Origin of the sequence: Streptomyces shenzhenensis (genome assembly GCF_003688995.1) — a bacterium.
Lineage (GTDB): Bacteria > Actinomycetota > Actinomycetes > Streptomycetales > Streptomycetaceae > Streptomyces > Streptomyces shenzhenensis_A.
Window position 1 is genome coordinate 73747 of sequence record NZ_PENI01000014.1, and the last position, 22832, is coordinate 96578.

The following is a 22832-nucleotide window of genomic DNA, read 5'->3' on the forward strand; positions in this document are numbered from 1 at the left end:
GATGAGCGAGCTGCGCTGGAGCGTCCGCACCAGCTTCTTCCAGTACCTCGCCGGGCTGCGCGACGGTCGCGCCTCGGTCTCCGACGGTGCAACCCTCACTGCGGACGACCCACAGCTCGTGGTCTACCCGGCCGACCCCGACCGAAGCGACGACGACGTACTGGCCTTCCGCGGCGACCTCCGGCTGAGTGGCCATGGCGGCCTGCTGTTCGTCCGCCTGGCGAACCCGCGTATCAAGCTCAGGACCCCGGCCGTCCTCTCGGTCGACGATCCGCTGACGGAGGACGGCAGCGGTCCACGGCTGGACCTGGTCACGCTGCGGTTGGCGGCCGACGACGAGGGCGGCTGGTCCGGCACCGACGTGAAACTCACCGAGGCCGGCGTCGGCCTGTTCAACCACGTCTACGCCGCGGGCGACGCGTTCGACCCCCTGATCGTGCGCTGACAACAGCAATCAATGGTCGATGGCGTCCGACCCGCGGGTCGTCGCCCGTCTCAGGCCTTGCGCTCCGGCTCGGGTGAGCTGACGTTGAACAGCACGTGGTTACCTCCGTCGACGACGATCGACTCGCCGGTGACGTGCCCGGAAAGCGGCGAGAGCAGGAACAGCAGCACACTGGCGATGTCCGACGGGTAGGCCAGCTTGCCCAGCGGCGTCTTCTCGATGTTGGCCTGCACGAGCTCAGGGGTCCAGCGCGGATTGGCCTGCTGGCGCGGCGTCCGGATGGTGCCCGGCGCCACCGCGTTGACGCGTACCCCGAGCGGGCCCAGCTCCACCGCTGACGTCCGCACCAAGGACATGAGTGCCGCCTTCATCGCCCCGTACGCGGCCAGCTTGGGCGAGCTGCCCAGCCCTGCCACCGATGCGACGAAGGCCATCGAGCCTCCGGTGCCGGTGCGCTCCCAGAACTTGGCGGCATAGCTGATCGCCAGGTACGCGTGCTTGAGCACGATGTCGACGTGGAACAGCCAGTCGTCGTCGGACAGGTCCTGGACCTGCTTGTAGATCGACAGACCAACGATGTCGACGACGCCGTCGAGGCGCCCGCACCGCTCATCCACGAAGTCGAACAGGACCGCCATCGAGTCACGGTCCGTGATGTCGCCCGTCCAGGCAATGCCGCCGACCTCGGTCGCCACCTTCTCGGCACGCTCCTGGTCACGGTCGACGCACACCGCCGTGGCGCCGAAGGCGGACAGCGCGTGCGCCGTCTGCCGCCCGATACCGAAGCCGGCGCCCAGGACCACATGCACCTGGCCGTCGAGCCGCATCAGGCTCGCGTAGTCGGGCGTCCAGTCTGCGTCCCGATCGGTCCACGGCTCTTTCACCGGGCCACCTCCGTCGCCAGCGGGTCCTGGTCGGGCTTGGCCGATGCGGCCCCCTTGCGCCAGTCCACGGCCCCGTCCTCGATCGTCGCGTGCGCCACCCGCCCGCCGTGGATCTCGGCCCAGTGCGCGTGGTTGATCTGGTGCAGGCTGAAGCATGCCTGCAGCGAGTTGTAGAAGCCCATGTTGTCCTGGGTCTGGTTGACCGCCTCCTTGATCATCAAGGCGGTCATGGTCGGCCGCTTGGCGATCTCGCGGGCGTACTCCAAGGTCCGCTCGACCAGCTCGTCGGCCGGGAAGATCTGGCTGACCATGCCGATCCGATGGGCCTCGTCGATGCTGACGTCACCGCCGGTGAGCATCAGCTCCTTGGTCCGCCGCAGGCCGAACTCCCACGGGTGGGCGAAGTACTCGACACCGCACATGCCCAGCCGCGTACCGACGGGGTCGGAGAACGTCGTGCCCTCGGCACCGACGATCAGGTCGCAGGACCACGCGAAGGTCAAGCCGGCCGCGTGTACCGGCCCTTGCACCGAGCAGACGGTGATCTTGCGCAGATTCCGCCACCGGAGCGAGTTCTGGTAGTAGTAATGCCACTCCTGGACCATGCGCTTCTCGGCGCTGACCTTGGTGGCCCCGTTGAGCTGGAACGTCGGGTGCTGCTCCGGTCCCTCGGCCCGCTCCACCGCCCGCTCCGGCGTGCCCATGTCGTGGCCGGAGGAGAACGTCATGCCGTTGCCGGCGAGGATCACCACACGCACCGTATCGTCCGCCTCCGCCCGAAGCATCGCCTCGTCCAGCTCGACGAGCAGGCTGCGGCTCTGGGCGTTGCGGTAGCGCGGCCGGTTCAGCGTGATCCGGGCTATGGTCCCCTCGTCGAGCAGTTCGTAAGTGATGAACCGGTAGTCCGGCATGGTGCTCCCTCCTCGGGGATCGGTCACTTGACAGCGATCGGGTTGAGCGGCGACCCGACCGCGCCGGTCACGGTGAGCGGCTGCGCGCTCAGGAGGAACTCGTAGATGCCGTCGGCAGCACAGTCCGCGGCCAGTTCCTCGAGGTCCCAGATCTCCCCGATCAGCACACCGGCGTTGACCAGGAAGATCACATGCAGGGCGAACTTGGCCTCGGGTAGAGACTCGCTCGGCACGCTCTCAAGGCCCCAGGTGTCACCCGCAACCGCGGCGATCTCCCGCGGCAACAGGTAATCGGCGCTGCTGACACCGAGGCCGGGCGCGGGACCGGCGGCGTAGTCGCCCCAGTGCTCCTGCCCCTCACCCCTCCGCCGGCGCATGTGGCCGGTGCGGATCAGGACGATGTCGCCCGGGCCGATCTCGACGCCCTGGGCCTTCGCGCACGCCTGGAGGTCGACGTCCTGGATGGCGTCCTCAGGCTCCAGCCAGTCGACGCCGTAGAACCGTGGGAAGTCGAGCAGGACGCCGCGGCCGACCACCCGGTCGGCCACCTGGGCGATGCTGTTGTGCACCGCACCTTGGCTGGTCACGCTCTCGGGACCGTGCCCGTTGTAGGTGACGCCGTCATAGAAGACGTGGCAGAAGGCGTCCCATTGGGTGGCGCACTGCAACGGCATGTAGATGCCGTCGTCGGTGGACTGCATGCCGTGCCGAGCGTTCTCCCAGTCGGCCAGCAGGTCACCCCCGTGCTTGTACATCTGGTGCTGAGGGTTCACGCGTGCTGTCCGGGAAGGCATGGGGCCGTTGCGGTCGAGCGGGATGGCCAGGGAGAACGTCGTGCCCGTACGCACCAGCGCGGCCGCCGCAGCCACCCGTTCGGGAGTGATGTGGTTGAGCGCGCCGGCCTCGTCGTCCGCCCCCCACTTGCCCCAGGTGCGGTAACGGAGTGCAAGCGCGTCGAGTTCGGCCTTGGTGTACCGGCGACGGGGTGAGACGGTGCGACGGGTGCTGATCGGAACGCTCCTCGGTGCGGAGGGCCTGCTGAGGCAAGGGGATGGAGTCGGCCCGCCCGGCCCGGCCTCGTCGGTGAGCCGGGCGGGCCGGGGTTCACACGGGGAAGCCGTACGTCTTGAGGTTCGCGAACATGTCGATGCCGGTGCGGCCGCCCAGCTCGCGACCGACGCCGGAGCGCTTGGTGCCTCCGAACGGCGCCTCGGTCGGCGAACCCAGAAAGGTGTTCACCCCGACGCCGCCGGTGTCGATCCGGCCGGCCACCGCCAGCGCCTCCTCGGCCTCACCGAAGACAGCACCGCCGAGGCCGTAGGGGCTGTCGTTGGCGAGCCGCACCGCGGCCTCGGTGTCAGCCACTCGGTAGACCACGCCGAGCGGGCCGAACGCCTCCTCGCGGTAGAGCCTCATCTCGGGGGTGACGCCGGTGATCACCGCGGGCTTGAAGAACGATCCCGGCCCGTCCACCTTGCCGCCCTCCAGCAGTACCGTGGCGCCCTTGGCGACGGCGTCGTCGAGCTGCTCCTGCAGCAGGTCGGCCGCGGCCTGGCTGGACATCGGGCCGACGGTCACCTTCTCATCGAACGGGTCGCCCACCACCTGCGAAGCAAACGCGGCGACGTACTTCTCGGTGAAGTCGTCGGCGACGCCCTCGGTGGCGATGACCCGCTTGGGCAGCGCACACGCCTGCCCACCCAGCACGAGACGGCAGGTGGCGGCGGTGCCGGCGGCGAGGTCGACGTCGGCCGAGTCCAGCACGATGAAGGCGTCGGAGCCGCCCAGCTCCAGGACTACCGGCTTGATATGCCGGCCGGCCTGCTCGCCGACGGCCGAGCCCGCGCGGTCGGAGCCGGTCAGCGTCACGGCGCGTACACGGTCGTCGGCGATCAGCGTCGAAACCTGTTCGGTCGAGACCAGGAGGGTCTGGAAGCAGCCCTCGGGAAAGCCGGCTTCGCGGAAGATCTCGTCGAACATCAGCGTCGAGCCGGGGCAGATCTCGGCCGGCTTCACCATCACGGTGTTACCGAGGATCAGGTTGGGGGCAGTGGCCCGCATCGCCTGGTAGAGCGGCGCGTTCCACGGCTCGATCCCGAGGACGACGCCGACCGGCTCGCGGCGCAACACCAGCTTCGAGAAACCGGCCGACTCGATCACCTCGTCGGCAAGCTGGGCCTCGCCGTGCTCGGCGTAGTAGCGAAACATGCTCACCGCGCCGGAGCCCTCGCCCAGGGAGTAAGGGAGGATCTTGCCCATCTCCAGCGTGGCCTGCCGGGCCAGCTCCGGGAGCTTGGCCTCGATCAGGTCGGCCACCTTGACGAACAGCGCGACGCGCTCGGCGATCGGCACCTCGCGCCAGGTCAGATAGGCCTGGTGGGCCAGCGCCAGCTTGGCCTCGAGTTCGTCGTCGCTCAGGAACGGGTACTCGCGCAGCGTCTCACCGGTGGCGGGGTTGTGCGTCCGATAGGTACGTGTCGTGGGGATCGTTGCAGTCACCGGATTCCTCCTGGCGGGCACGTCGCTGTGATGGTCGAAGGAAGCTCTATTCGGTTCGAAACAATAATGCAGCCTTCTCTTGCGGCCAAGACCAGGATGGTTACAGGATAAGTAGAACCATAATTGGCTCGCGTCTGACCCGCCATCCGAGGTGCTGTATGGAGATCGACCTGCTCGACCCCGCCCACTACGTCGTAGGACAGCCCTACGAGCTCTACAAGTGGCTGCGCGAGAACGACCCGGTGCACTGGCACGCAGAGCACGACGGCGGCCCCGGCTTCTACGCCCTCACCCGGTACGCGGACGTCAAGGCGCTGGAGACGGAGTCGGACACCTATGGCAACGCCCCGACCACACTGATCAGCGACACGGCCGTGCAGGGGGACGCGACCCACCAGCACCTGATCTTCTCCGACCCGCCGCACCACACCCCGCACCGCAAGCTACTCAGCCCGGAACTCAGCGTGATGGCGGTCCGATCCCAGCAGGACGTGCTGGAAGGGCTGGTCAACGCCATCATCGACCGCGTCATCGAGAAGGGGGAGTGCAACTTCGTCGACGACATCGCGGGCCGGATGGCCAGCTTCGTCATGGCGGACCTGATCGGCCTCCCGCGCGAGCAGTCGCTGGTGATGTTCGACGCTGCGGCCACCCTGGCCCGGGGCACCGATCCCTCCCACGGCATCGGTGCCGAGGCCATCTCCACGCTCTACTCCTGGGCCAGCGACGCCTACCGGGAGCGGATGGCTGAGCCCCGCGAGGACATGCTGACCAAGATCGCCCACGCGGAGGTACTGGACATCCCGTTCGACGAGCACCAGTTCCAGCTGGACTTCCAGCTGCTGGTCTCGGCCGGCAGCGACACCTCGCGCAACGTGCTCGCCACCGGCATGAACCGACTGTTCCAGAACCCCGAGGCGCACCGCACACTCATCGAGGACCCGTCGCTGGTGCCTCAGGCGGTGGAGGAGATGCTTCGGTTCGACCCGCCCATCGTGTTCCAGCGCCGCACCGCCACGCGCGACGCCGAATTCTCCGGTGTCGCCGTGACCAAGGGGACCAAGCTGGTCAGCTACTACGGCGCGGCCAACCGGGACCCGGAGATGTTCGTCGACCCGGACAGCTTCGACATCCACCGCTCCCCCAACCCGCACCTCGCATTCGGCGCCGGGCGGCACTTCTGCCTCGGCTCGCATCTGGCCCGGGCCGAACTGGTGGCCATGTTCACGGCGCTGGTCACCCGGCTTCCCGACCTCAGCCCGGCCGGCGAGGTGGCGTGGCACCAGCACCCGCAGACCCCCTCGGTGGTGGGACCGTTCGAGATCCCGGTCCGCTTCACCCCCGGCGAGCGGGTCGGGGACGCCGTGCTCGCCTGAGTCGAGCCTGTAATGCTCATGTTATGTTGAAGTAGTTCGTCGACTTCACCCTTGTTGCTGCCTAGGAGCCCGATGACCCCATCGCCGACGACCACGCCCGACGCCGAGCTGGTCGAGGCCACCGCCCGCCGGGTGGTGGCCGAGCACCCACCCACCTCGACTCCGCTCCCCGAGCTGATGGGCGCCTGGTACGACGCCGGGCTGACGTGGGTTCACTTCCCGGTCGGGCTCGGCGGCCTGGAGGCATCCCGCGCCCTGCAGCCGCTGGCCAACCGGGTGATGCGAGAGGCCGGCGGGCCCGAGCCCCGGACGGTGAACACCATCGGCTACGGCATCGTGGCCGGCACGATCCGCCGCTACGCGGACCGGGAGTTCGCCGCCCGCCGGTTGCGCCCGCTGGCCACCGGCGAGGAGAAGTGGTGCCAGCTGTTCAGCGAGCCGGGCGCAGGGTCCGACCTGGCCGGCCTGGCCACCCGTGCGGTCCGCGACGGCGACGGCTGGCGGGTGAACGGCCAGAAGGTCTGGAACAGCCTGGCCCACCTCTCCCGCTGGGCGATCCTGCTGGCCCGCACCGATCCCGACGTGCCGAAGCACAAGGGCCTGACCTATTTCGTGGTCGACATGCAGTCTCCGGGAATCACCGTGCGGCCACTGCGCCAGATCACCGGGCGGGCTGCGTTCAACGAGGTGTTCCTCGACGACGTGTTCATCCCTGACAGCCAGCGGTTCGGCGAGGTCGGCGAGGGCTGGATCGTCGCCAACAGCACCCTCGGCGACGAACGGACCTCGCTCGGCGACCGCGTGGCGGCCCGCGGCAGCGGCGTGATCGCCGACGCCCTGGCCCTGTGGGCGGCTCACCCCGAGCGCCACGACCCGGTGCTGCGGGACCGACTGGTCCGGCTCTGGGTCCGGGCGGAGACGCAGAGGCTGACCGGCGACCGGGCCCGGGTGGCCGCCAGCAAGGGGGTGGCCGGTGCCGAGAGCGCGATCATCAAGCTGCTCAACTCCGAACTGGCCCAGGCAGTCTACGAGTTCTGTCTGGAACTGCTCGGCCCCGAGGGCACCCTGATCGACACTTATTCACTCGATGCTCCGGACGACGAGTCCGGCCCGACCGCGATCCAGCGCAAGTACCTGCGTTCCCGCGCCACCACGCTCGAGGGCGGCACCTCGGAGATCATGCGCAACGTCATCGGCGAACGCTTCCTCAAGCTGCCGCAGGAACTGCGCGCCGACAAGGGCATCGCCTGGAAGGACATCCCCCGATGACGCAGGAGTTCGAGTTCGACGACGAGATCGTCGAACTGCGCTCGATGGTCCGCGAGTTCTGCGCTGAGTTCTCCCCCGAGGCCCTGGTCCGCGAGCACATGGAGTCCGAACTCGGCTACGACCCGGCGCTCTGGCGTCGGCTGGGCACCGATATCGGCGTCCTCGGCCTGGCAGTCCCCGAGGCTTACGACGGCGACGGCGTCGGGCTGGTCGCCCAGGCTGTCGTTGTCGACGAGCTCGGCGCGGCCTTGGTCTGCGGTCCGGTGCTCGGCACCCTCGCCTTGGCCATGCCGACGCTGGTGGCGCTTGCCGACGAGGACGCCAAGCGCGAACTGCTGCCGTCGCTGTGCTCCGGCGAGCACGTGGCCACGCTGGTCGCGCCGCTCGCCACCGGAGTCCTGGACGAGAGGGCCGTCACCATCGAGGCCACCGAGAACGACGGCTGGCGCCTCACCGGCGAAGTGGCCCAGGTCCCCGACGGCGCCGCCGCCGACACACTGCTGGTGCTGGCCCGCACCTCAGACGGCCTGGCGCTGTTCGCCGTAGCGGGGGACGCCGACGGCCTGACCCGCACCGCGCTCACCACACTCGACCTCACGCGCCGGCAGGCTGCAGTCTCCTTCGCCGCGACGCCGGCACAGCTGCTCGCCTCCGGCACCGAGGCGGTCGGCGCCGTCGAGCGGGCCGCGCTGGTGGCCTCGGTGCTGCTGGCCGTCGAGTCGGTCGGCGGGGCGCAGCGGATGCTCGACGTCACCGTCGCGCACGTCAGCACGCGCAAGCAGTTCGGCCAGCCGGTCGGCGCGTTCCAGGCGGTCAAGCACCGCTGCGCGAACCTGCTGATCGCGGTCGAGACCGCCCGGTCGGCGGCCTACCACGGCGTCTGGGCACTGCAGGACGGCACCGACGACCCGCAGCTCGCGGCCGGGCTGGCCAAGGCCGCGGCGAGCGAGTCCTACCAAGCGGTCAGCGCCGGGGCGATCCAACTCCACGGCGGCCTCGGCTTCACCTGGGAGGGCTCGCCCCACCTGTACTTCAAGCGGGCCAGCACCAACGGTCTGACCCTGGGCACCGCCACGCAGCACCTCGACCGGGTCGCAGCCCTGACCCTCGACGCGGTCTCGGCCTGAGTTCGGAGGAACCATGGAGTTCGACTACGTCATCATCGGCTCCGGCGCGGGCGGCTCGGTCCTGGCCGAGCGGATCTCGGCCGGGTCCCGAGCCACCGTTCTGGTGATCGAGGCCGGCAGGCACGACCGCAACCCGATGCATCTGGTGCCCAAGGGCTTCTTCTTCACCATGCACTCCGACCGCTACGCGAAAAAGTTCACCGCCGGACCGTTCGGGCCCGAGAACGCCACCGATGCCTGGTGGCGCGGCCGCGTCGTCGGCGGTTCGACCACCATCAACGGTCTGGTCTGGAACCGCGGCTGGGCCGGCGACTTCGACCGCCTGGTCGAGGAGGGCAATCCCGGCTGGGGCTGGGACACCTTCCTGGACGCCTACAAACACTTGGAGTCCTTCCAGCTCGGCGCCTCCGACCTGCACGGCGGCAGCGGCCCGGTGAGCGTCGAGCTCACCGCACCGACCGAGCCGGTGTCCGAGGCGTTCATGGCCTCTTGCGCCGCGGCCGGAGTAAAGCGCGTGCTCGACATCAACGGCTCCGACGACGAGCGCACCGGCTACACGCAGTTCTCCACCAGGCGCGGGCTGCGCGTCACCGCCGCCAGCGCCTTCCTGCGGCCGGCGCTCAAACGCGGCAACGTCACGCTGGCCACCGGAACGGAGGTGGGGCGGATCCGCTTCGACGGCACCCGTGCAGTCGGCGTACTCGCCCGGCACAAGGGGCAGCAGATCGAGATCCGGGCCCGTAAGGAGGTCCTGGTCTGCGGCGGCTCCCTGGACACCCCGACGCTCCTGGAACGCTCCGGTGTCGGGCAGGAGGACGTGCTCGCACGGGCCGGCGTGAAGCTCGTCGTGAACAGCCCGAACGTCGGCGAGAAGCTCAACGAACACCGCGGACTGCGTTTCATGTACAAGATCCGGCCGGGCGCCGCCGGCGGATTCAACCCGCTCGTGAACACCCAGGCCAAACGGATGTACCAGGGGGCGAAGTACCTGGTCCGCCGAGACGGGATCATCGCCGCCGGCTCAGCCACATGCCTGGTCTACTTCAAGGCCGACCCCGCGTCCGACCGCCCGGACACCTGCGGCTTCTTCAATCCCCTCTCGATGAAGGGGAAGACGATGCACAACGACAAGCTCGCCGTCGACAACGAGCCGGGCCTGATGCTCGCCGCATACCCGCTTCGCCCGACCAGCCGCGGCCACATCCACATCACCGGCCCGGACCCCGAGGACCCGGTGGCGATCCAACCCAACTTCCTCGACACCGAGGCGGACCGGCGGATCCTGTCCAAGGTCGGCGGGCGCGTACGCGAGCTGTTCGGCAGCGGCCCGGTGGCCGACCTGATCACCGAGGAGCGGATCCCCGGCCCCGGCGTTCGGACCGAGGCCGACTTCGAGCAGGTCGGCCTGTTCCAGGGCGCCTCCGGCTACCACCCGCTGGGTAGCTGCGCGATGGGTCCGGGCTCCGACGACGTCGTTGACGAGCGCATGCGTGTGCGGGGCACGACCGGGCTGCGGGTGGTCGACGCGTCGGTGTTCCCGCACCAACCCTCGGGCAACACCTCGGCGCCGACGCAGGCGCTGGCCTGGCACGCGGCGTCGCTGATCCTGGAGGACGCGTGACGGCGGTCCGCGGTCCCTACGTCGACGAGCTGCGGATCGGCCAGGTCTTCGACGAAGCCCCGGCCCTCACGCTGACCGACGGCCTGGTCGCCGCGCACCGCGCGATCGTGGGGAACCGGCTGCGGATCAGCCTCGATCAGGGGCTGGCCGTGGCCGTGGCGGGCGTCCCCGCGCTGGCGCCCCCGGCCCTGGTGTGGGACGTCTCGATCGGGCAGTCCACGACCGTGACGCAGCACGTCAAAGCCAACCTGTTCTACCGGGGGCTGTGTTTCCGCCGGTTCCCCGCGGTGGGCGACACCCTGTCCACGGTGACCACGGTCGAGGGGCTGCGGGAGAACCGCCGTCGCGAGGGGCGGACGCCCACCGGCGTCGCCGCTCTGCACATCATCACCACCGACCAGGCCGGCCGTACGGTGCTTGACTACTGGCGCTGCGCGATGCTGCCGCTCTCCTCGGCCGACGCCTGGGTCGAGCGCCAGGACGACCTCGACTCCGTCGGGCGGACGCCGTCCCGCGCCGAACTGGGCGCGCCCGTGGCCGGCTGGAAGCTGGCGGCCTTCCGCGAGCGCGTACCGGGGCCGCACTTCGCCGACCTGGAACCGGGCGCGAGCTGGACGGTTGAGGGGTGCGACGTCGTCTCCAGCGCGCCCGAGCTGGCCCGGCTGACCGGCAACCTGGCTGCGGTGCACCACGACGCTGCGGCCGCCGGCGGGCGGCGGCTGGTCTACGGCGGGCACACCATCGGGCTGGCGCTGCATCAGGTGACACGGACACTGCCGGCGCTGGTCACCGTGACCGGCTGGGACGGCTGCGACCACGTCGGCCCCGTGCACGAAAACGACGCGCTCGCAGCCACGGTGTCCGTCACCGGCCTGGAGCCGCTGCCGGGCGGCGGCGGGCTGGCCGACCTGCGCTGCCTGGTGGACTCCCACGGCCCCGGCGGCGACGCCCGGCCGGTGCTCGACTGGCGGTTCACGGCGGTGCTGGCGTGAACGCCGGCTCGGCCCGCAGTTTCCTGTTCGTGCCGGGCGACCGGCCGGAGCGGTTCACCAAGGCCGCCGAGAGCGGGGCGGACGCTGTCGTGCTGGACCTGGAGGACGCCGTCGCGCCCGCGGTCAAGGCGGAAGCGCTGGAGCACGTCGTCGCGTGGCTGGGCGCGGGGAATGCCGCCGTCGTCCGCGTGAACGCCGCCGGGACTCCGACACACGACGCCGAGCTGGCCGCTCTGGCCGGCACTGGCGCCGTCGTCATGCTGCCCAAGACCGACTCGGCCGCCCAGGTCGCCGCGGTCCGTGCTCGCGTCGGCGAGGTGCTGGCCCTGGTGGAGACGCCGCGGGGCGTGACCGCGGCCGACGAGATCGCTGCCGCGGGTGTGGTCCGGCTGGCGCTCGGGACCGTCGACCTGGCTGCCGAACTGGGCGTGGACCCGGCCTCGCCGTCGGCGTTCGCCTACAGTCGCGGCCGGCTGGTGATGGCCTCGGCCGCCGCGGGCCTGCCCGGCCCGGTCGACGGCGTCACCGTCCGCCTCGACGACCCGGCGGTGCTCGACGTCGACCTCGCCCACGCCCGGGAGCTGGGCCTGGGCGCCAAGCTGTGCATCCACCCCAAGCAGGTCGCCGCCGTCAACGCCGCGTTCTCGCCCTCGGCCGCCGAGCTGGCTTGGGCCGAGCGGATCGTCTTCGCGGCCGAGGCCTCGTCCTCGGGCGTTGTCGTCGTCGACGGTGCGATGGTCGACGCGCCCGTGGTGACACGGGCGCGTCGCATCCTCAGTCGCGTTCGACCTCGTCCTTCACTGTGAAGGTGTGCTTCCACTTGAGGAATACACGGCGCTCGGTGATGCGCCACCCCTCGGAGGTGCGGGCCAGCGCGTCCTCGTAGGAGCCGCCGCCGGAGACCCGCGTGACCATGCCGTCGTTGGCACGACGGCCGGTCTCCATCTGGAAGTGGGAGAACGCCGTCGCGGTGTCGCCGCGGATGGTGACGATCGTGTTGTAGAGCAGGTGTTGCGCGAACAGCCAGGTCGGGTCGGGCTTGCTCAGCCGCTCTCGCATCTGGTCGCGGGTCTCTCGCTTGCCCCCCATAGGAGTGAAGTCGATGATTCCGTCGGCGGTGAACGCGAGATCCCACTCCTCCCACTTGCGCTCGTCGAGGCCGACGGCGTAGTGCCGCATCGCCTTCTCGATGTCGAGCCGGTCCTGGACTTCGTCGCTCATCGCTCTCCTCAGTCGCGCCAGTCGATGGTGAAGTACTGGGTCTCGAGGAACTCCTCGAGACCGGCCCGGGCTCCTTCACGGCCCAAGCCGCTCTGCTTCATGCCGCCGAACGGAGCGGAGGGATCGGAGACCAGGCCCCGGTTGATCCCGACCATGCCCGCGTCGATGCGCTCGGCCAGGCGCATCGCCCGGCCGAGTTCGCCGGCCACCACGTAGGCCGCCAACCCCATCTCGGTGTCGTTGACCATCCGCAGCAAGTGCGCTTCGTCGGCCCACGTCACCAGCGGGGCGACCGGGCCGAAGATCTCGCTCCGGATGATCTCGGCGTCCGGCGCGACGTTCGTCAGCACGGTCGGGGCGAAGTAGAAGCCTCTGCCCTCCGGAACCGAGGCCTGGTGAGTGATGGTCGCGCCCGCCAGGACGGCCCGGTCCACCAGCGAGCTGACCTCCTCCACGGCGCGGGCCGAGATCAAGGGACCGATCTCATGACCCTCGACGGCCGCTCCCACGCTGAGCTTCTCGACCTCGGCACCGAAGCGGTCGGTGAACGCTCCGGCCACGTCCTCGTGCACGTAGAAGCGGTTCGCCGCGGTACACGCCTGCCCTCCGCCGCGGAACTTGGCGAGCATTGCTGCCTCCACAGCAACGTCCAGGTCCGCGTCGGCGGTGATCACGAACGGCGCGTTACCGCCCAGCTCCATCGAGGTGTTGACCACTCGGTCCGCGGCCTGCTTCAGCAGTACTCGGCCGACTTCCGTGGAGCCGGTGAACGAGATCTTCCGGACGCGTGGGTCGGCCAGCCAGGCCGATACCAGCGAGCTGGACCGTTTGGTGGGCACGACGTTGACCACGCCGTCGGGAAGACCGGCTTCGACCAGCAGGCGGGTGATGGCCAGCGTGGTCAGCGGGGTCTCCGAGGCCGGCTTGAGCACCGTGGTGCATCCGGCCGCGAGCGCCGGGGCGAGCTTGCGAGTGGCCATTGCGGCCGGGAAGTTCCAGGGCGTGACCAAGGCGGCGACGCCGACCGGCTTGTGGGTCACCACGGTCCGGGTGCCTCCCGCCGGAGCCGGCCCGAAATCACCGCCGGTGCGCACCGCTTCTTCGGCGAACCAGCGGAAGAACTCCGCGGCATAGGTGACCTCGCCGCGAGCGTCGGCCAGCGCCTTGCCGTTCTCGGCGCTGATCAGGGCGGCCAATTGCTCACGGTCGCGCAGCATCAGCTCGAAGGTGCGGCGCAGCAGCTCGGAGCGCTCCCGTGGAGCGGTCGTGGCCCAGCCCGGGAAGGCCGCGACGGCGGCATCCACCGCGGCGACACCGTCGGCCTCGGTCCCGTCCGAGACCCGGGAGACGATGGCTCCCGTGGCTGGGTCCAGGACATCGAACTCACCGGCGGCACCAGGACGCCAGCGGCCGCCGACGAAGACGTCGGCTCGCTCGTTACTATGCTTGGAGGTCATAAGACCATTATTACGAACATGATTCGGGTCGTCCAGGCTCAACCGATGAGGGTGAGGCCGAGAAGGGCCAGGTTGAGCGTCACGATGACCACGGCCGCGGCGGCCGCAGCTGCTGTCGTCAGCGGGTGGTTGCGGTGCGGGCCCATCACCGGGCGGCTGGCGGTGAATCCGACCAACGGCACCAGCGCGAACGGGATCCCCATGGACAGCACCACCTGGGAGATCACCAAGGCCTGGGTGGGGTCGACGCCGAAGGCCAGGACGGTTACCACGGGCACCAGAGTGACCAGTCGGCGAACGGTCGGCGCGACGCGCAACCCGGTCAGGCTGCGCATGATCTCGGCCCCGGCGGCGCCCCCGACGGACGTCGAGGCCAGCCCGGACCCGAGCAGCGCGACGGCGAACAGCAGCGCCACCCCGGTTCCGAGCTCTGCGGTCACCACGGCATGGGCGCCCTCCAGGGTGTCCGTACTCGGCCGATCGGCCAGGCTGGTCGCGGCGACCAGGAGGAGCGAGAGGTTGAGCACCCCGGCCAACAGCAACGCCAGTACGACGTCCACGCGGGTGGCCCGCAACAGCACAGCCATCGGACGCTGGGCCCGGGCCACCGCGTGGCGCTCAGTGGTGAGGCTGGAATGCAGGTAGATGGCGTGCGGCATGACCGTCGCGCCGACGATCCCGGACGCCAGGAGCACGCTTTCGGCGCCTGCGAAGGACGGGACGAGCCCGGCCGTGATCTCAGCCCCGCCGGGCGGCTCGGCCACCAGTCCGGCCAGGAATCCGACCGCGATCAGGGTCAGGAAGGAGAGGACGACTCGCTCAAGAGCAGACTGGCCGCGCCGGTCGCCGATGCGCAGCACGGCGAGCGCCACCACGGCGGTCAGCACCGCGCCGAGCGCCAGAGGCAGGTCGAACAGCAGGTGCAGAGCGACGGCGCCGCCGATCACCTCGGCCAGGTCGGTGGCCACGGCCACGCCCTCGGCTTGCAGCCAGTAGGCGATCCGCGCCGGGCGGGGCAGCCGCTGCGCGACGTGTCCGGCCAGCGACGTTCCGGTGACCAGTCCGAGCTTGGCGGACAAGTACTGGACCAGCACAGCCATCAGGTTGGCCAGGACCACGACCCACACCAGGGTGAAGCCGAAACGGGCGCCCGCGGTGACGTTGGTGGCCACATTGCCGGGGTCGACGTAAGCCACAGCCGCGATGAAGGCCGGCCCGAGCAGAGCGAAGCCCCGGGACGACCGGTCGCGTCCCGGACGGCCAAAGATTTTACTGTCGGCCCGCATGGGGGCGATCCTAGACTTCTCCAAGAGAGCACCACAACTACAACATGACACCACTTGACGCCATGGGCGCCATACAGGCCGAACTCCGTGTTCCGCTCAGGCATTTCTCTCTGCGCGCCACCGCCCGGAAGGCCTCGCCATGCTCCGTTCCGAACTCCGCCTCCACGCCCCTCTGTTCGTCGCACAAGCCGCCGTCAGCGCCTTCAGAGTTCGGTCGGTGACGACCAGGCCGGCCTCGCGTGCGGCAGCGCGGGCGCGGTCGATGAGGGTGAGGTAGTGCAGGCGAGCCCCGGACACCAGCGTTCGCAATGGAATAGAATGGGCTTCCTATGCAGAACACTCGTGCCGAGTCGATCTCGATCGCGCTCGAGCGACTCGCCCTCACCCTTGGGGAGAGCGGGGCCGTCCCCGTTCCCGAACTGGTCCGCGCCCTGGAGCGCGCCGCCGAGCGGCTCCGGACCAAGACCGTCTCCGACGAACTGCCGGCCGACCTGGTGACGCAGGCCGAAGCCTCGCGAGCGGTCGCCGTCAGCCGCCAGGCCGTGAACCAGTGGGTCCGTAACGGGGTCGTCCGCTCCTACGCCGGGCCCGGCTCCAGCAGCCGCTACGGTCCACAGGTGTCGTTGGCCGAGATCGCGATCGCCGCCAATCGCCGCTCCCGTGACGTACCGTTCGCGAGCGGCCGCCGGCGCGAGGTGCTGGACTTCCTGGAACTCGTCGAGCGCGACGCCGACGGTCTGGCCCGAGAGGTGCGCCGCGCGGTCGTGGACGACAACTACGACAGCCACACCCCGGAGCAGATCCGCGTACTGGGTGAGTTCGTCGTGGCGTCGATGGGTCTCGGTGACGAACAGCGCGAGTTCACCCCGGAGGGGCTGACCCTGCTGTCCGAGCTGGAGCCGTCGATCACCGTCGACACCGCCACGCCGTTCGGCGGTCTGGTGGACTCGCTCGGCCTCCTGGTCCGGTCGGCTCGGGGCAACGCCGGCTTCGACTCCCCCGCCACCGCACTGCTGGCACTGTTCGGCAGTGCCACCGTCGGGGCGCTCTACACCGACGAGCGGGGCGATGTCGGCCGCAACCTCCGAGGCGCGGCGCGCGAGGTGTGGGGCGAGGACTGGGTCGAGCGGCTGCTGGACGCGGTGTTCCACGTGGGGGAGCTTCGACCGTCGCCGCTGACGCGCTTCACGGCGTCGCTGACCTATCTCGACAACAACCGCTTCCTGCGCCGGGCGCAGGCGGCCGGGGTGAGCATCGCCTATTCGCGAGGACCGGGCCCACTGCTGCCACAGCATTTCTACGGCGCCCCGATCCTGCGCGACATGATGCGCGACGCCGCGCGCCCGCCGGAGGCGTGGGCATTCACCCCCGAGTCCGGCGCCGACGCCTGGCCGGTCCAACTGGAGAGTGGCGCCAACCCGTTCCGTGTCCTCAACTACGAGTACGGCCTGCTGGCCCCGGAGATCCACGGCATCCGCCGGTACTGTTTCTCGGCCCCCGACGCCCGGCGGGATCTGCGCGCCTACGCCGCCTCGCTGTCCGGGCGCGACCGGCACCGGTACGTCGATCACTCCGTCGAGGTGCTGACCCGCACCCTGCTGCAACAGAACATCGAGTTGAGCGCGATCGACTCCGAGCGCGACTTCGATTGGTGGAAGGACCACATCATCCGCTCCTCCCAGCCGGAGGTGCTGCTGGGTCTTCGTGACGACCGGGCTCGCAAGGTGGCGCACGCCCTGTTGGTCTCCACCAGCCTGCTGCCCAGGGTGGTCGAGGCCGCGCAGACTGACGGCTCGCTGCGCGACCGGCTGCGGATCTACATCAAGAATCTGGAGTTCGATGTCATCGACGCCCGCTACCGCGATGACGCCCGACGCGGCGTCAGCCGTGTCCTGAAGACCGGCGGCGTGGCCTTGGACGAGACCGAAGCCCGGACGGTCGCGGAGCGGGAGATCCGCTCGATGCTGGCCTGACCGGCGCCTGAGGTGCTCAGAGGGTGGGATCCGGTCCCACCTGCACCAGGCGCTTGCCCAGGTGCTCGCCGGCCAACATTCCGAGGAACGCGGCCGAGGCCCGGTCCAGCCCGGTCACGACCTCCTCGTGATGCGCCAACTCGCCGGCGCGGAGGCCGGCCGACACCTCGGCCTCGAACTGTGGCCGCAGGTGGGCGAACTCGTGGAAGACGAAGCCGCGGATCGTGATGCTCCGCGTCACGAGGTGCGACAGGAGTGCGGACATGTCGCCGCCGGTACTCCGGCCGGTGGCGCTGTAGGCCGACGCCACCCCGCAGACCGGGACCCGTGCGTGGCGGTTCAACCGCGGCCACACCTCGTCCCAGACCTTTCCGCCGACGTTCTCGAAATAGACGTCGATGCCGTCTGGGGTGGCCGCGGCGAGTTGCTCGGTGAAGTCCGGCGCTCGACGGTCGACGGTGGCGTCGAAGCCGGCGTCGCGCAGCCAGGCGACCTTCCCCGGCCCACCCGCGATGCCGACCGCCCGGGCGCCCCGCCGCCTCGCGATCTGCCCGACCAGGGACCCGACGACGCCGGTCGCCGCAGCGACCACGACGGTCTCGCCCGGCTGGGGTCTACCGATCTCGACGAGGCCGGTCCAGCCGGTCAGGCCAGGCATCCCCAGGATGCCCAGGGCTGTCGAGACCGGGGCCTGCGCGGGGTCGAGCCGGCGCAGTGCTGTGGCGGGCTGTACGGCGTACTCCTGCCAGCCGGAATTCCCGGCCACCAGGTCGCCCGGGCCGAACCCATCGGCTGCCGAGAGCACCACCTCGCCGACCGTCCCACCCTCCATCACGCCGCCCAGCGGCACCATCGGGGTCGAGGAGGAGTGCGTGGCCGATGAGCCCATCCGGCCCCGCAGGTACGGGTCCAGAGACAGGTAGACGGTCCGGACCAGCACCTCGCCGTCGGCCGGGGTGGGAACGGGGCCGGCGCTTATCGCGAAGTCGGAAAGGCGTGGCGCCCCTTCCGGGCGGGCGACCAGGGTGACGCGCCGCTGGGTGCTCGGGATGGTCCGGTCCACGGTGCTCCGCCTCTCTCGGTATCCGGGGCGGTGGACCGTGACCCGGGTGTCAGTCGGTGGTGCGCCCGGCCGCCGCGTCGTCGCCACGCAGGCCGGCGCTGATCGGCTGGCCCAGCAACTCGTCGAGTTGGGCGCGGGCCAGCTCCAGCCGGCGGGCATACTCGTCACGCTCGGCTTGGAGCTGGTCCTCGTTCACCGAGGAGACGGCGACCGGGGCCCCCTGCGCTGCCGCAGTCGTCACGAGCAGCTCGCGGATCAGGGCCTGGGCAAGCAACTTGTAATCGATCTCGATGGACGGCTGACCGGGGACAGCGACGGTGGCCGTCCCGCTGGTCGGCTCCGTCGGGGCGAGCGCACCGGCCGAGGGCGTGGGCGGCACGCCCAACCCCTCGATCTTGTACGTCCGCTTGCCTCGGATCTCCCGCGCGATCTCGCCCTCACGGTCCATCGTTGCGATGAGTTGGATGAACGCGACCGAGCTACCGGAATAGCCGATGGCGTCCTTCAGCACCCCCGTGGCGTATCCGGACGGGTCGACGACAGGACCCGACGCGGCCAGGAACTGGCGGATACGCAGACGTGCGGTGCGGTCCCGAGACATCTTGTCCTCCAGTGGTACATCGCCTGATTTCAGCACGATAGCACGTGGAGAGGAGGACGGCTTGTCAGGGCTTCCGGGCGAGTACCCCCAGTCCGACGTCGAGCGTTCTCAGCCCGGTCACCGAGGCCAGTTGGAGCACCTCGAGGACAGCCTCCGGGGTGACGCCGATCGCTAGCGCCTCCCGAAGGTGCTTGCGAAGCCCGTCGACGTAGTGCTGAGGGCTGACCGCGTCGATCGCGATCGACAGCAGATGCTTCACCTGTGGGCCGAGCACATCCTCGCGTTCCCACGGCAGGTCGATGAACCGCACCCGGGCTTCGAAGTACCCCGGGTCCATCCGCAGGATGCCGGCGTAGATCGGGTTGAGTGCACGCGGCCGGGGACCGGTGGTCTCCAGTCGCTGCTGCAGCTCACGGTGGCGAGGGGTCTCCTCGGGCAGGGCGATCCCGGCCCGCTCCATCTCCTCCAGCAGGACGGGAAGGCCGACAGAGACCGTGTGCAGACCGATCGAGCAGGCGATCTCGAAGGTGCACAAGACTTCTGCAGCGGTGGCGCCGTCGGCGAGTGCGGCATCCACGGCCGCCTCTATCCGGGGTTCGTCGGCCTCCGGGATCACCGACTCGACCGCGAGCACCACCAGGGCCCGCACCGCCGGCGCCAGGACGCCACTCCGGTAGGGGTGGCCGACCAGAGCCTCGGTGACGGCGGCAAACCCGGGATCCAAGGTTTCCAGCACCTCGGCGGTACGCACGTGGCGGGCGAGGTGCCCCGACTGCCGAACGGCCGTGCTCATCGGTCATCACCTGCCCCTTCGCAACGTGTCTCCACAGCCTGAAGGTTCGTCGGAATAATGTCAATGGCATCGCTTGACGCTCATCCACAGAGCGGCCTAGCGTGTGTGACGGCTGTTACAGCGACATCCCGGGAGGCAACGTGGCCTACGAGAGTGCGACGGCGGTTGCCTGGCGGGCAGCCGAACTGTTGCCCGAGCCGCCTGCGGCGCATGACAGCTTCGGCTACCTGGCCTGGGAGGAGCTCGTCCTCTCCACCGCACGCCGCCTGCAGCGCCTACTGGACGACACCACGCTCATGACGCGACCGCAGGCCGCGGCGCTGGTACTTGCCCCCGGGACCGGCCGCCTGGACGGCACGTCACTCCTGGCCCTGGCCGCGCGCCTCGCCCACGAGGACGGCATCCACTGCGCGGACCTTCTCGCCACCGCAGTGACCGAGTGCGGCGCCGGCCTCGCCAACGCCTGATCGCCGGGCCTTCTTGACCCACGCGGCAACGCAATTCCTGCCCGGGGCATCGTCAACAGCATCGCTTGACAGAGATCTTCATCGATGCGCCCCGCACTCTCATTCACCCCCCGCACGACGAAGCCCGGTCCCGCCGGACGGCGGAACCGGGCTCGGTCAGGGGCGGATCAGACGGTGGCGTCGGAGTCCCGGGCGGCGTCGTTCCACCGCTGCGACGGAGCCTTGACATCCGCTGCGGGCGCATCGAGGCCGAACTCGGCCGCCACAAGGGTGGTGTCGCCACCCGGGACAGGCGCGCTGACCGGGGCCAGCTCGGGGGCGGCCCCGAACTTCACGGCCGCGCCGGCCACTTCGATGCCTGCGGCCACGTCGTGGTCGGAGATCCGGATCCGCATTCCCCGGGCCACCGCCTGGGGGTGCGAGAAGGCCTCATCGACCGACAGCACCATGGCCCCCGGCAGCTTGAGCGAGAAGAACAGCGCCTCCCATTCGGCCGCAGATCGCCTCAGGAAGCTCGGCTCGACCGCCGCGTAAAGGGCTTCCTCGTGCTCCCGCCGCAACGGCTCGGTGGCGAACCGGGGGTCGTCGAGCCACTCGGGGTGGTCCGCGGCCTGGCAGAACCGGGCCCAGAACTGCTGAGTGATGCAGATCGTGAACCAGCGGTCGTCGGCAGTGCGGAACACCCCGAAGGGCAGCGAACCGCTGCCGCCGCGCCGCGGCTCGGGAAGGAACTCCTTGCCTACTGTGACCGCTTGCGGCGCCCGGTACGAGAGCAGAGCCACCTGGGCGTCCAGCAGGCTGACGTCCAGGCGCTGGCCGCGCCCCCGCAGCGAGCGCAGCCGCAAGGCGCCCAACGTGCCCAGCGCGGCGAACAGCGCGCCGGTCAGGCCCCCGATCGGGTTCCCCCAGCGGATCGGGATGTCCGGGCTGGTGTGGTCGACGGTGATGCTCATGCCACCACCGAGCGCCTGAATCGCGTTGTCGAAGGCCGGGAAGGCGCTCCACGGGCCAGTGTGGCCGAACCCGGTGATCGAGGTCTGGATGAGCTGGTCGTTCTTGCTCTGCAGCGACTCGAAGTCCAGGCCGAGCCGGTGGAGCACTCCCGGCCGGTAGTTGTCGAGCATGACGTCGGCCCGACAGGCCAGGCCGAGCAGGAACTGGCGCCCCTCGGCGGTCTTCAAGTCGGCGACGACGCTGCGCTTGCCCCGGTTCAAGCCGGCCCGGAATGATGCCTCGCGGGTCACGTCCGGGTAGGGTTCCATCACCTGGCCGAACGGCCGCTCGACGCGGATCACGTCGGCCCCCAGGTCAGCCAGGAGCTGGGCGGCGAAGCCCTTGCTGGGCTCGTCGCCGTTCATCTCCAGGACGGTCGTGCCCTCCAGTGCCCGCCCGACCTGCCGGGAGACGTCCACCTCGGCTTCTGGCGCCCAACGATCGACCAGCGGCACACCACCACGGCCGTCGCCGCAGTGGATCACGCCGGCCGAGGCGAGGCGCCCCAACTCCGCCGCGTCGAGTCCCAGCAGCGAGCTGAGCACCATCGCAGTGTCCGCCCCGGTCTGCCGGGGAGCCCGCCAGGTGGTGGAGTCGCTGAACTTGAGGGCGTCGCCCGCGACGGTGGCGGTGCGACCGAACTCGTCGGTGACCTCCACCGACATACCGCGGGCTCGTACCTGCGGGTGCTTGAAGACGTCGGCGACACGGGTGACCTTGCCGCACACGACGCCGGCGTCCATGAGGTGCTCCTGCCACCAGTCTGCGGTGCGGGTGCGAAACACCCCCTGCAGGAGCTCGACGAGCTCCTCACGGTGGGCATGCCGCGCCGGACCGGTGCTGAACCGATCGTCGGTCAGCAGGTCCGGCCGCTCCATGATCTGGGCCGCGGCAGGCCACATCCGCTGACTGATGCAGATCGCGACCCAGCCCTCGGAGCACTCGAAGTTGCCGAACGGCACAGTGCCCTGGCCGCCCTCGAACGGCGACGGCAGCGGCTCCTGGCCGAAGCTCAGGGCCTGCGGCACCCGGTAGGTGTTGAGGGCAAGCATGGCATCGAGCATCGAGACGTCGACGTGCTGGCCCGCCCCCGTCCGGTCGCGGTGGATCACCGCTCCAGTGACACCGATCGCGCTGAAGACGCCGGCGAAAAGGTCCCCGATCGGAATGCCCCAGCGCACCGGGGGGCGATCCGGGGCCAGCCGGGTGTAGTTCATCGTGCCGCACATGGCCTGCACGATCGGGTCGTACGCGGGCATCGTGGCCCATGGCCCGTCGCCGCCGAAGCCGGTCAACGAGCAGGTGATGATCGACGGGTTGAACGGCAGCAACGACTCCCGGTCGATCCCGAGCCGCTTGGTGACGCCGGGCCGGAAATTGTCGACGACGACGTCCGCTTCCGCCACCAGCCGGTGGAACAGGCCGCGGCCCTCGTCGGTCTTCAGATTGAGACTCACCGAGTGCTTGTTGCGGGACAGACCCCAGTTGAAGGCCTCGTCCTCGCTGAGGCGGGTCGGGGCGGTCTCCTCCCTCGGCTCGCCGTTCGGCAACGACTCGACACGGATCACCTCCGCACCGAGATCGGCCAGCAGGAGCGAGCCGAAGGGACCGGAGACGACGCGGCACAGATCGAGGACCCGCAGACCGGAAAGAGGCGTGGACGGCTGGGTGTTCGGGACTTCCGATGGCGCACTCATAATGAGAGGACGATAAGACGTGCCGAACTAAAACACAACTGCAAGCTTCCTTGTGGCACCATTAAGGATTTACCGGGCTGACCAGCGATATACCAGGTCACAGAGCATACCCGGCCCATTGGATCGCCGACTCACAATGATGACTTTGAAGAGTTAC

The 22832-nt window shown here is 69.9% G+C and carries 20 protein-coding genes; 9 read left to right on the forward strand and 11 right to left on the reverse strand.

What is annotated here, in order from left to right; genetic code table 11:
- Window position 1: 1 nt before the first annotated feature.
- Complete coding sequence (locus CTZ28_RS22100) at window positions 2-445, forward strand: HtaA domain-containing protein (RefSeq protein WP_121891408.1); 444 nt, start codon at window positions 2-4, stop codon at window positions 443-445.
- Window positions 446-495: 50 nt separating this feature from the next.
- Here CTZ28_RS22100 and CTZ28_RS22105 read toward each other — a convergent pair whose 3' ends face one another.
- The 4 genes from CTZ28_RS22105 to CTZ28_RS22120 form a co-directional block, all read right to left on the reverse strand.
- Entirely contained in the window at window positions 496-1329 is an 834-nt protein-coding gene (locus tag CTZ28_RS22105) for an SDR family NAD(P)-dependent oxidoreductase (RefSeq protein ID WP_259471736.1), read from the reverse strand.
- Window positions 1326-2240, reverse strand: a complete 915-nt coding sequence (locus tag CTZ28_RS22110; protein ID WP_121891409.1) for an enoyl-CoA hydratase — start codon at window positions 2238-2240, stop codon at window positions 1326-1328. Before CTZ28_RS22110 ends, CTZ28_RS22105 begins: the two co-directional genes overlap by 4 nt.
- A 23-nt stretch (window positions 2241-2263) precedes the next feature.
- Complete coding sequence (locus CTZ28_RS22115) at window positions 2264-3109, reverse strand: cyclase family protein (protein WP_259471737.1); 846 nt, start codon at window positions 3107-3109, stop codon at window positions 2264-2266.
- Between the two features lie 235 nt (window positions 3110-3344).
- The gene (locus CTZ28_RS22120; RefSeq protein ID WP_121891411.1) at window positions 3345-4739 is read right to left on the reverse strand and encodes an aldehyde dehydrogenase family protein; all 1395 of its coding nucleotides are present in this window, start codon (window positions 4737-4739) and stop codon (window positions 3345-3347) included.
- A gap of 158 nt (window positions 4740-4897) precedes the next feature.
- Between CTZ28_RS22120 and CTZ28_RS22125 the strand changes: the two genes are divergently transcribed.
- From CTZ28_RS22125 to CTZ28_RS22150, 6 genes are all read left to right on the forward strand, one after another.
- On the forward strand, window positions 4898-6115 hold the full coding sequence (locus CTZ28_RS22125) for a cytochrome P450 (protein ID WP_121891412.1): 1218 nt from the start codon (window positions 4898-4900) through the stop codon (window positions 6113-6115).
- Between the two features lie 72 nt (window positions 6116-6187).
- The gene (locus CTZ28_RS22130) at window positions 6188-7384 is read left to right on the forward strand and encodes an acyl-CoA dehydrogenase family protein (protein WP_121891413.1); all 1197 of its coding nucleotides are present in this window, start codon (window positions 6188-6190) and stop codon (window positions 7382-7384) included.
- On the forward strand, window positions 7381-8511 hold the full coding sequence (locus CTZ28_RS22135; protein WP_121891414.1) for an acyl-CoA dehydrogenase family protein: 1131 nt from the start codon (window positions 7381-7383) through the stop codon (window positions 8509-8511). Before CTZ28_RS22130 ends, CTZ28_RS22135 begins: the two co-directional genes overlap by 4 nt.
- A gap of 13 nt (window positions 8512-8524) precedes the next feature.
- Entirely contained in the window at window positions 8525-10132 is a 1608-nt protein-coding gene (locus CTZ28_RS22140) for a GMC family oxidoreductase (protein WP_121891415.1), read from the forward strand.
- A complete protein-coding gene (locus CTZ28_RS22145; RefSeq protein WP_121891416.1) occupies window positions 10129-11124 on the forward strand; it encodes a MaoC family dehydratase in 996 nt (331 codons plus the stop codon). Before CTZ28_RS22140 ends, CTZ28_RS22145 begins: the two co-directional genes overlap by 4 nt.
- A complete protein-coding gene (locus tag CTZ28_RS22150; RefSeq protein WP_121891417.1) occupies window positions 11121-11930 on the forward strand; it encodes an HpcH/HpaI aldolase/citrate lyase family protein in 810 nt (269 codons plus the stop codon). Before CTZ28_RS22145 ends, CTZ28_RS22150 begins: the two co-directional genes overlap by 4 nt.
- Here the strand turns inward: CTZ28_RS22150 and CTZ28_RS22155 are convergent.
- The 3 genes from CTZ28_RS22155 to CTZ28_RS22165 are packed head-to-tail and all read right to left on the reverse strand — an operon-like array spanning window position 11899 to window position 15088.
- Window positions 11899-12345 carry a nuclear transport factor 2 family protein gene (locus CTZ28_RS22155; RefSeq protein ID WP_121891418.1) on the reverse strand — a complete coding sequence of 149 codons (447 nt, stop codon included), beginning with the start codon at window positions 12343-12345 and terminating at the stop codon, window positions 11899-11901. The genes CTZ28_RS22150 and CTZ28_RS22155 overlap by 32 nt on opposite strands.
- An 8-nt stretch (window positions 12346-12353) precedes the next feature.
- Complete coding sequence (locus CTZ28_RS22160) at window positions 12354-13802, reverse strand: NAD-dependent succinate-semialdehyde dehydrogenase (RefSeq protein WP_121891419.1); 1449 nt, start codon at window positions 13800-13802, stop codon at window positions 12354-12356.
- Between the two features lie 38 nt (window positions 13803-13840).
- A complete protein-coding gene (locus tag CTZ28_RS22165; RefSeq protein WP_121891420.1) occupies window positions 13841-15088 on the reverse strand; it encodes an Nramp family divalent metal transporter in 1248 nt (415 codons plus the stop codon).
- Window positions 15089-15417: 329 nt separating this feature from the next.
- Between CTZ28_RS22165 and CTZ28_RS22175 the strand changes: the two genes are divergently transcribed.
- Window positions 15418-17061, forward strand: a complete 1644-nt coding sequence (locus CTZ28_RS22175; protein ID WP_121891421.1) for a hypothetical protein — start codon at window positions 15418-15420, stop codon at window positions 17059-17061.
- Between the two features lie 16 nt (window positions 17062-17077).
- Here CTZ28_RS22175 and CTZ28_RS22180 read toward each other — a convergent pair whose 3' ends face one another.
- The 3 genes from CTZ28_RS22180 to CTZ28_RS22190 form a co-directional block, all read right to left on the reverse strand.
- Complete coding sequence (locus CTZ28_RS22180) at window positions 17078-18124, reverse strand: NADP-dependent oxidoreductase (protein WP_220795376.1); 1047 nt, start codon at window positions 18122-18124, stop codon at window positions 17078-17080.
- A 49-nt stretch (window positions 18125-18173) separates the two neighbouring features.
- Entirely contained in the window at window positions 18174-18725 is a 552-nt protein-coding gene (locus tag CTZ28_RS22185; RefSeq protein ID WP_121891423.1) for a hypothetical protein, read from the reverse strand.
- 64 nt (window positions 18726-18789) lie between these two features.
- Entirely contained in the window at window positions 18790-19518 is a 729-nt protein-coding gene (locus CTZ28_RS22190; RefSeq protein ID WP_121891424.1) for a carboxymuconolactone decarboxylase family protein, read from the reverse strand.
- Window positions 19519-19658: 140 nt separating this feature from the next.
- Between CTZ28_RS22190 and CTZ28_RS22195 the strand changes: the two genes are divergently transcribed.
- The gene (locus tag CTZ28_RS22195) at window positions 19659-19985 is read left to right on the forward strand and encodes a hypothetical protein (protein ID WP_121891425.1); all 327 of its coding nucleotides are present in this window, start codon (window positions 19659-19661) and stop codon (window positions 19983-19985) included.
- A 167-nt stretch (window positions 19986-20152) separates the two neighbouring features.
- On the opposite strand, the gene CTZ28_RS22200 is transcribed toward CTZ28_RS22195, so the two are convergent.
- Entirely contained in the window at window positions 20153-22675 is a 2523-nt protein-coding gene (locus tag CTZ28_RS22200) for a CaiB/BaiF CoA transferase family protein (RefSeq protein ID WP_121891426.1), read from the reverse strand.
- Window positions 22676-22832: the final 157 nt, after the last annotated feature.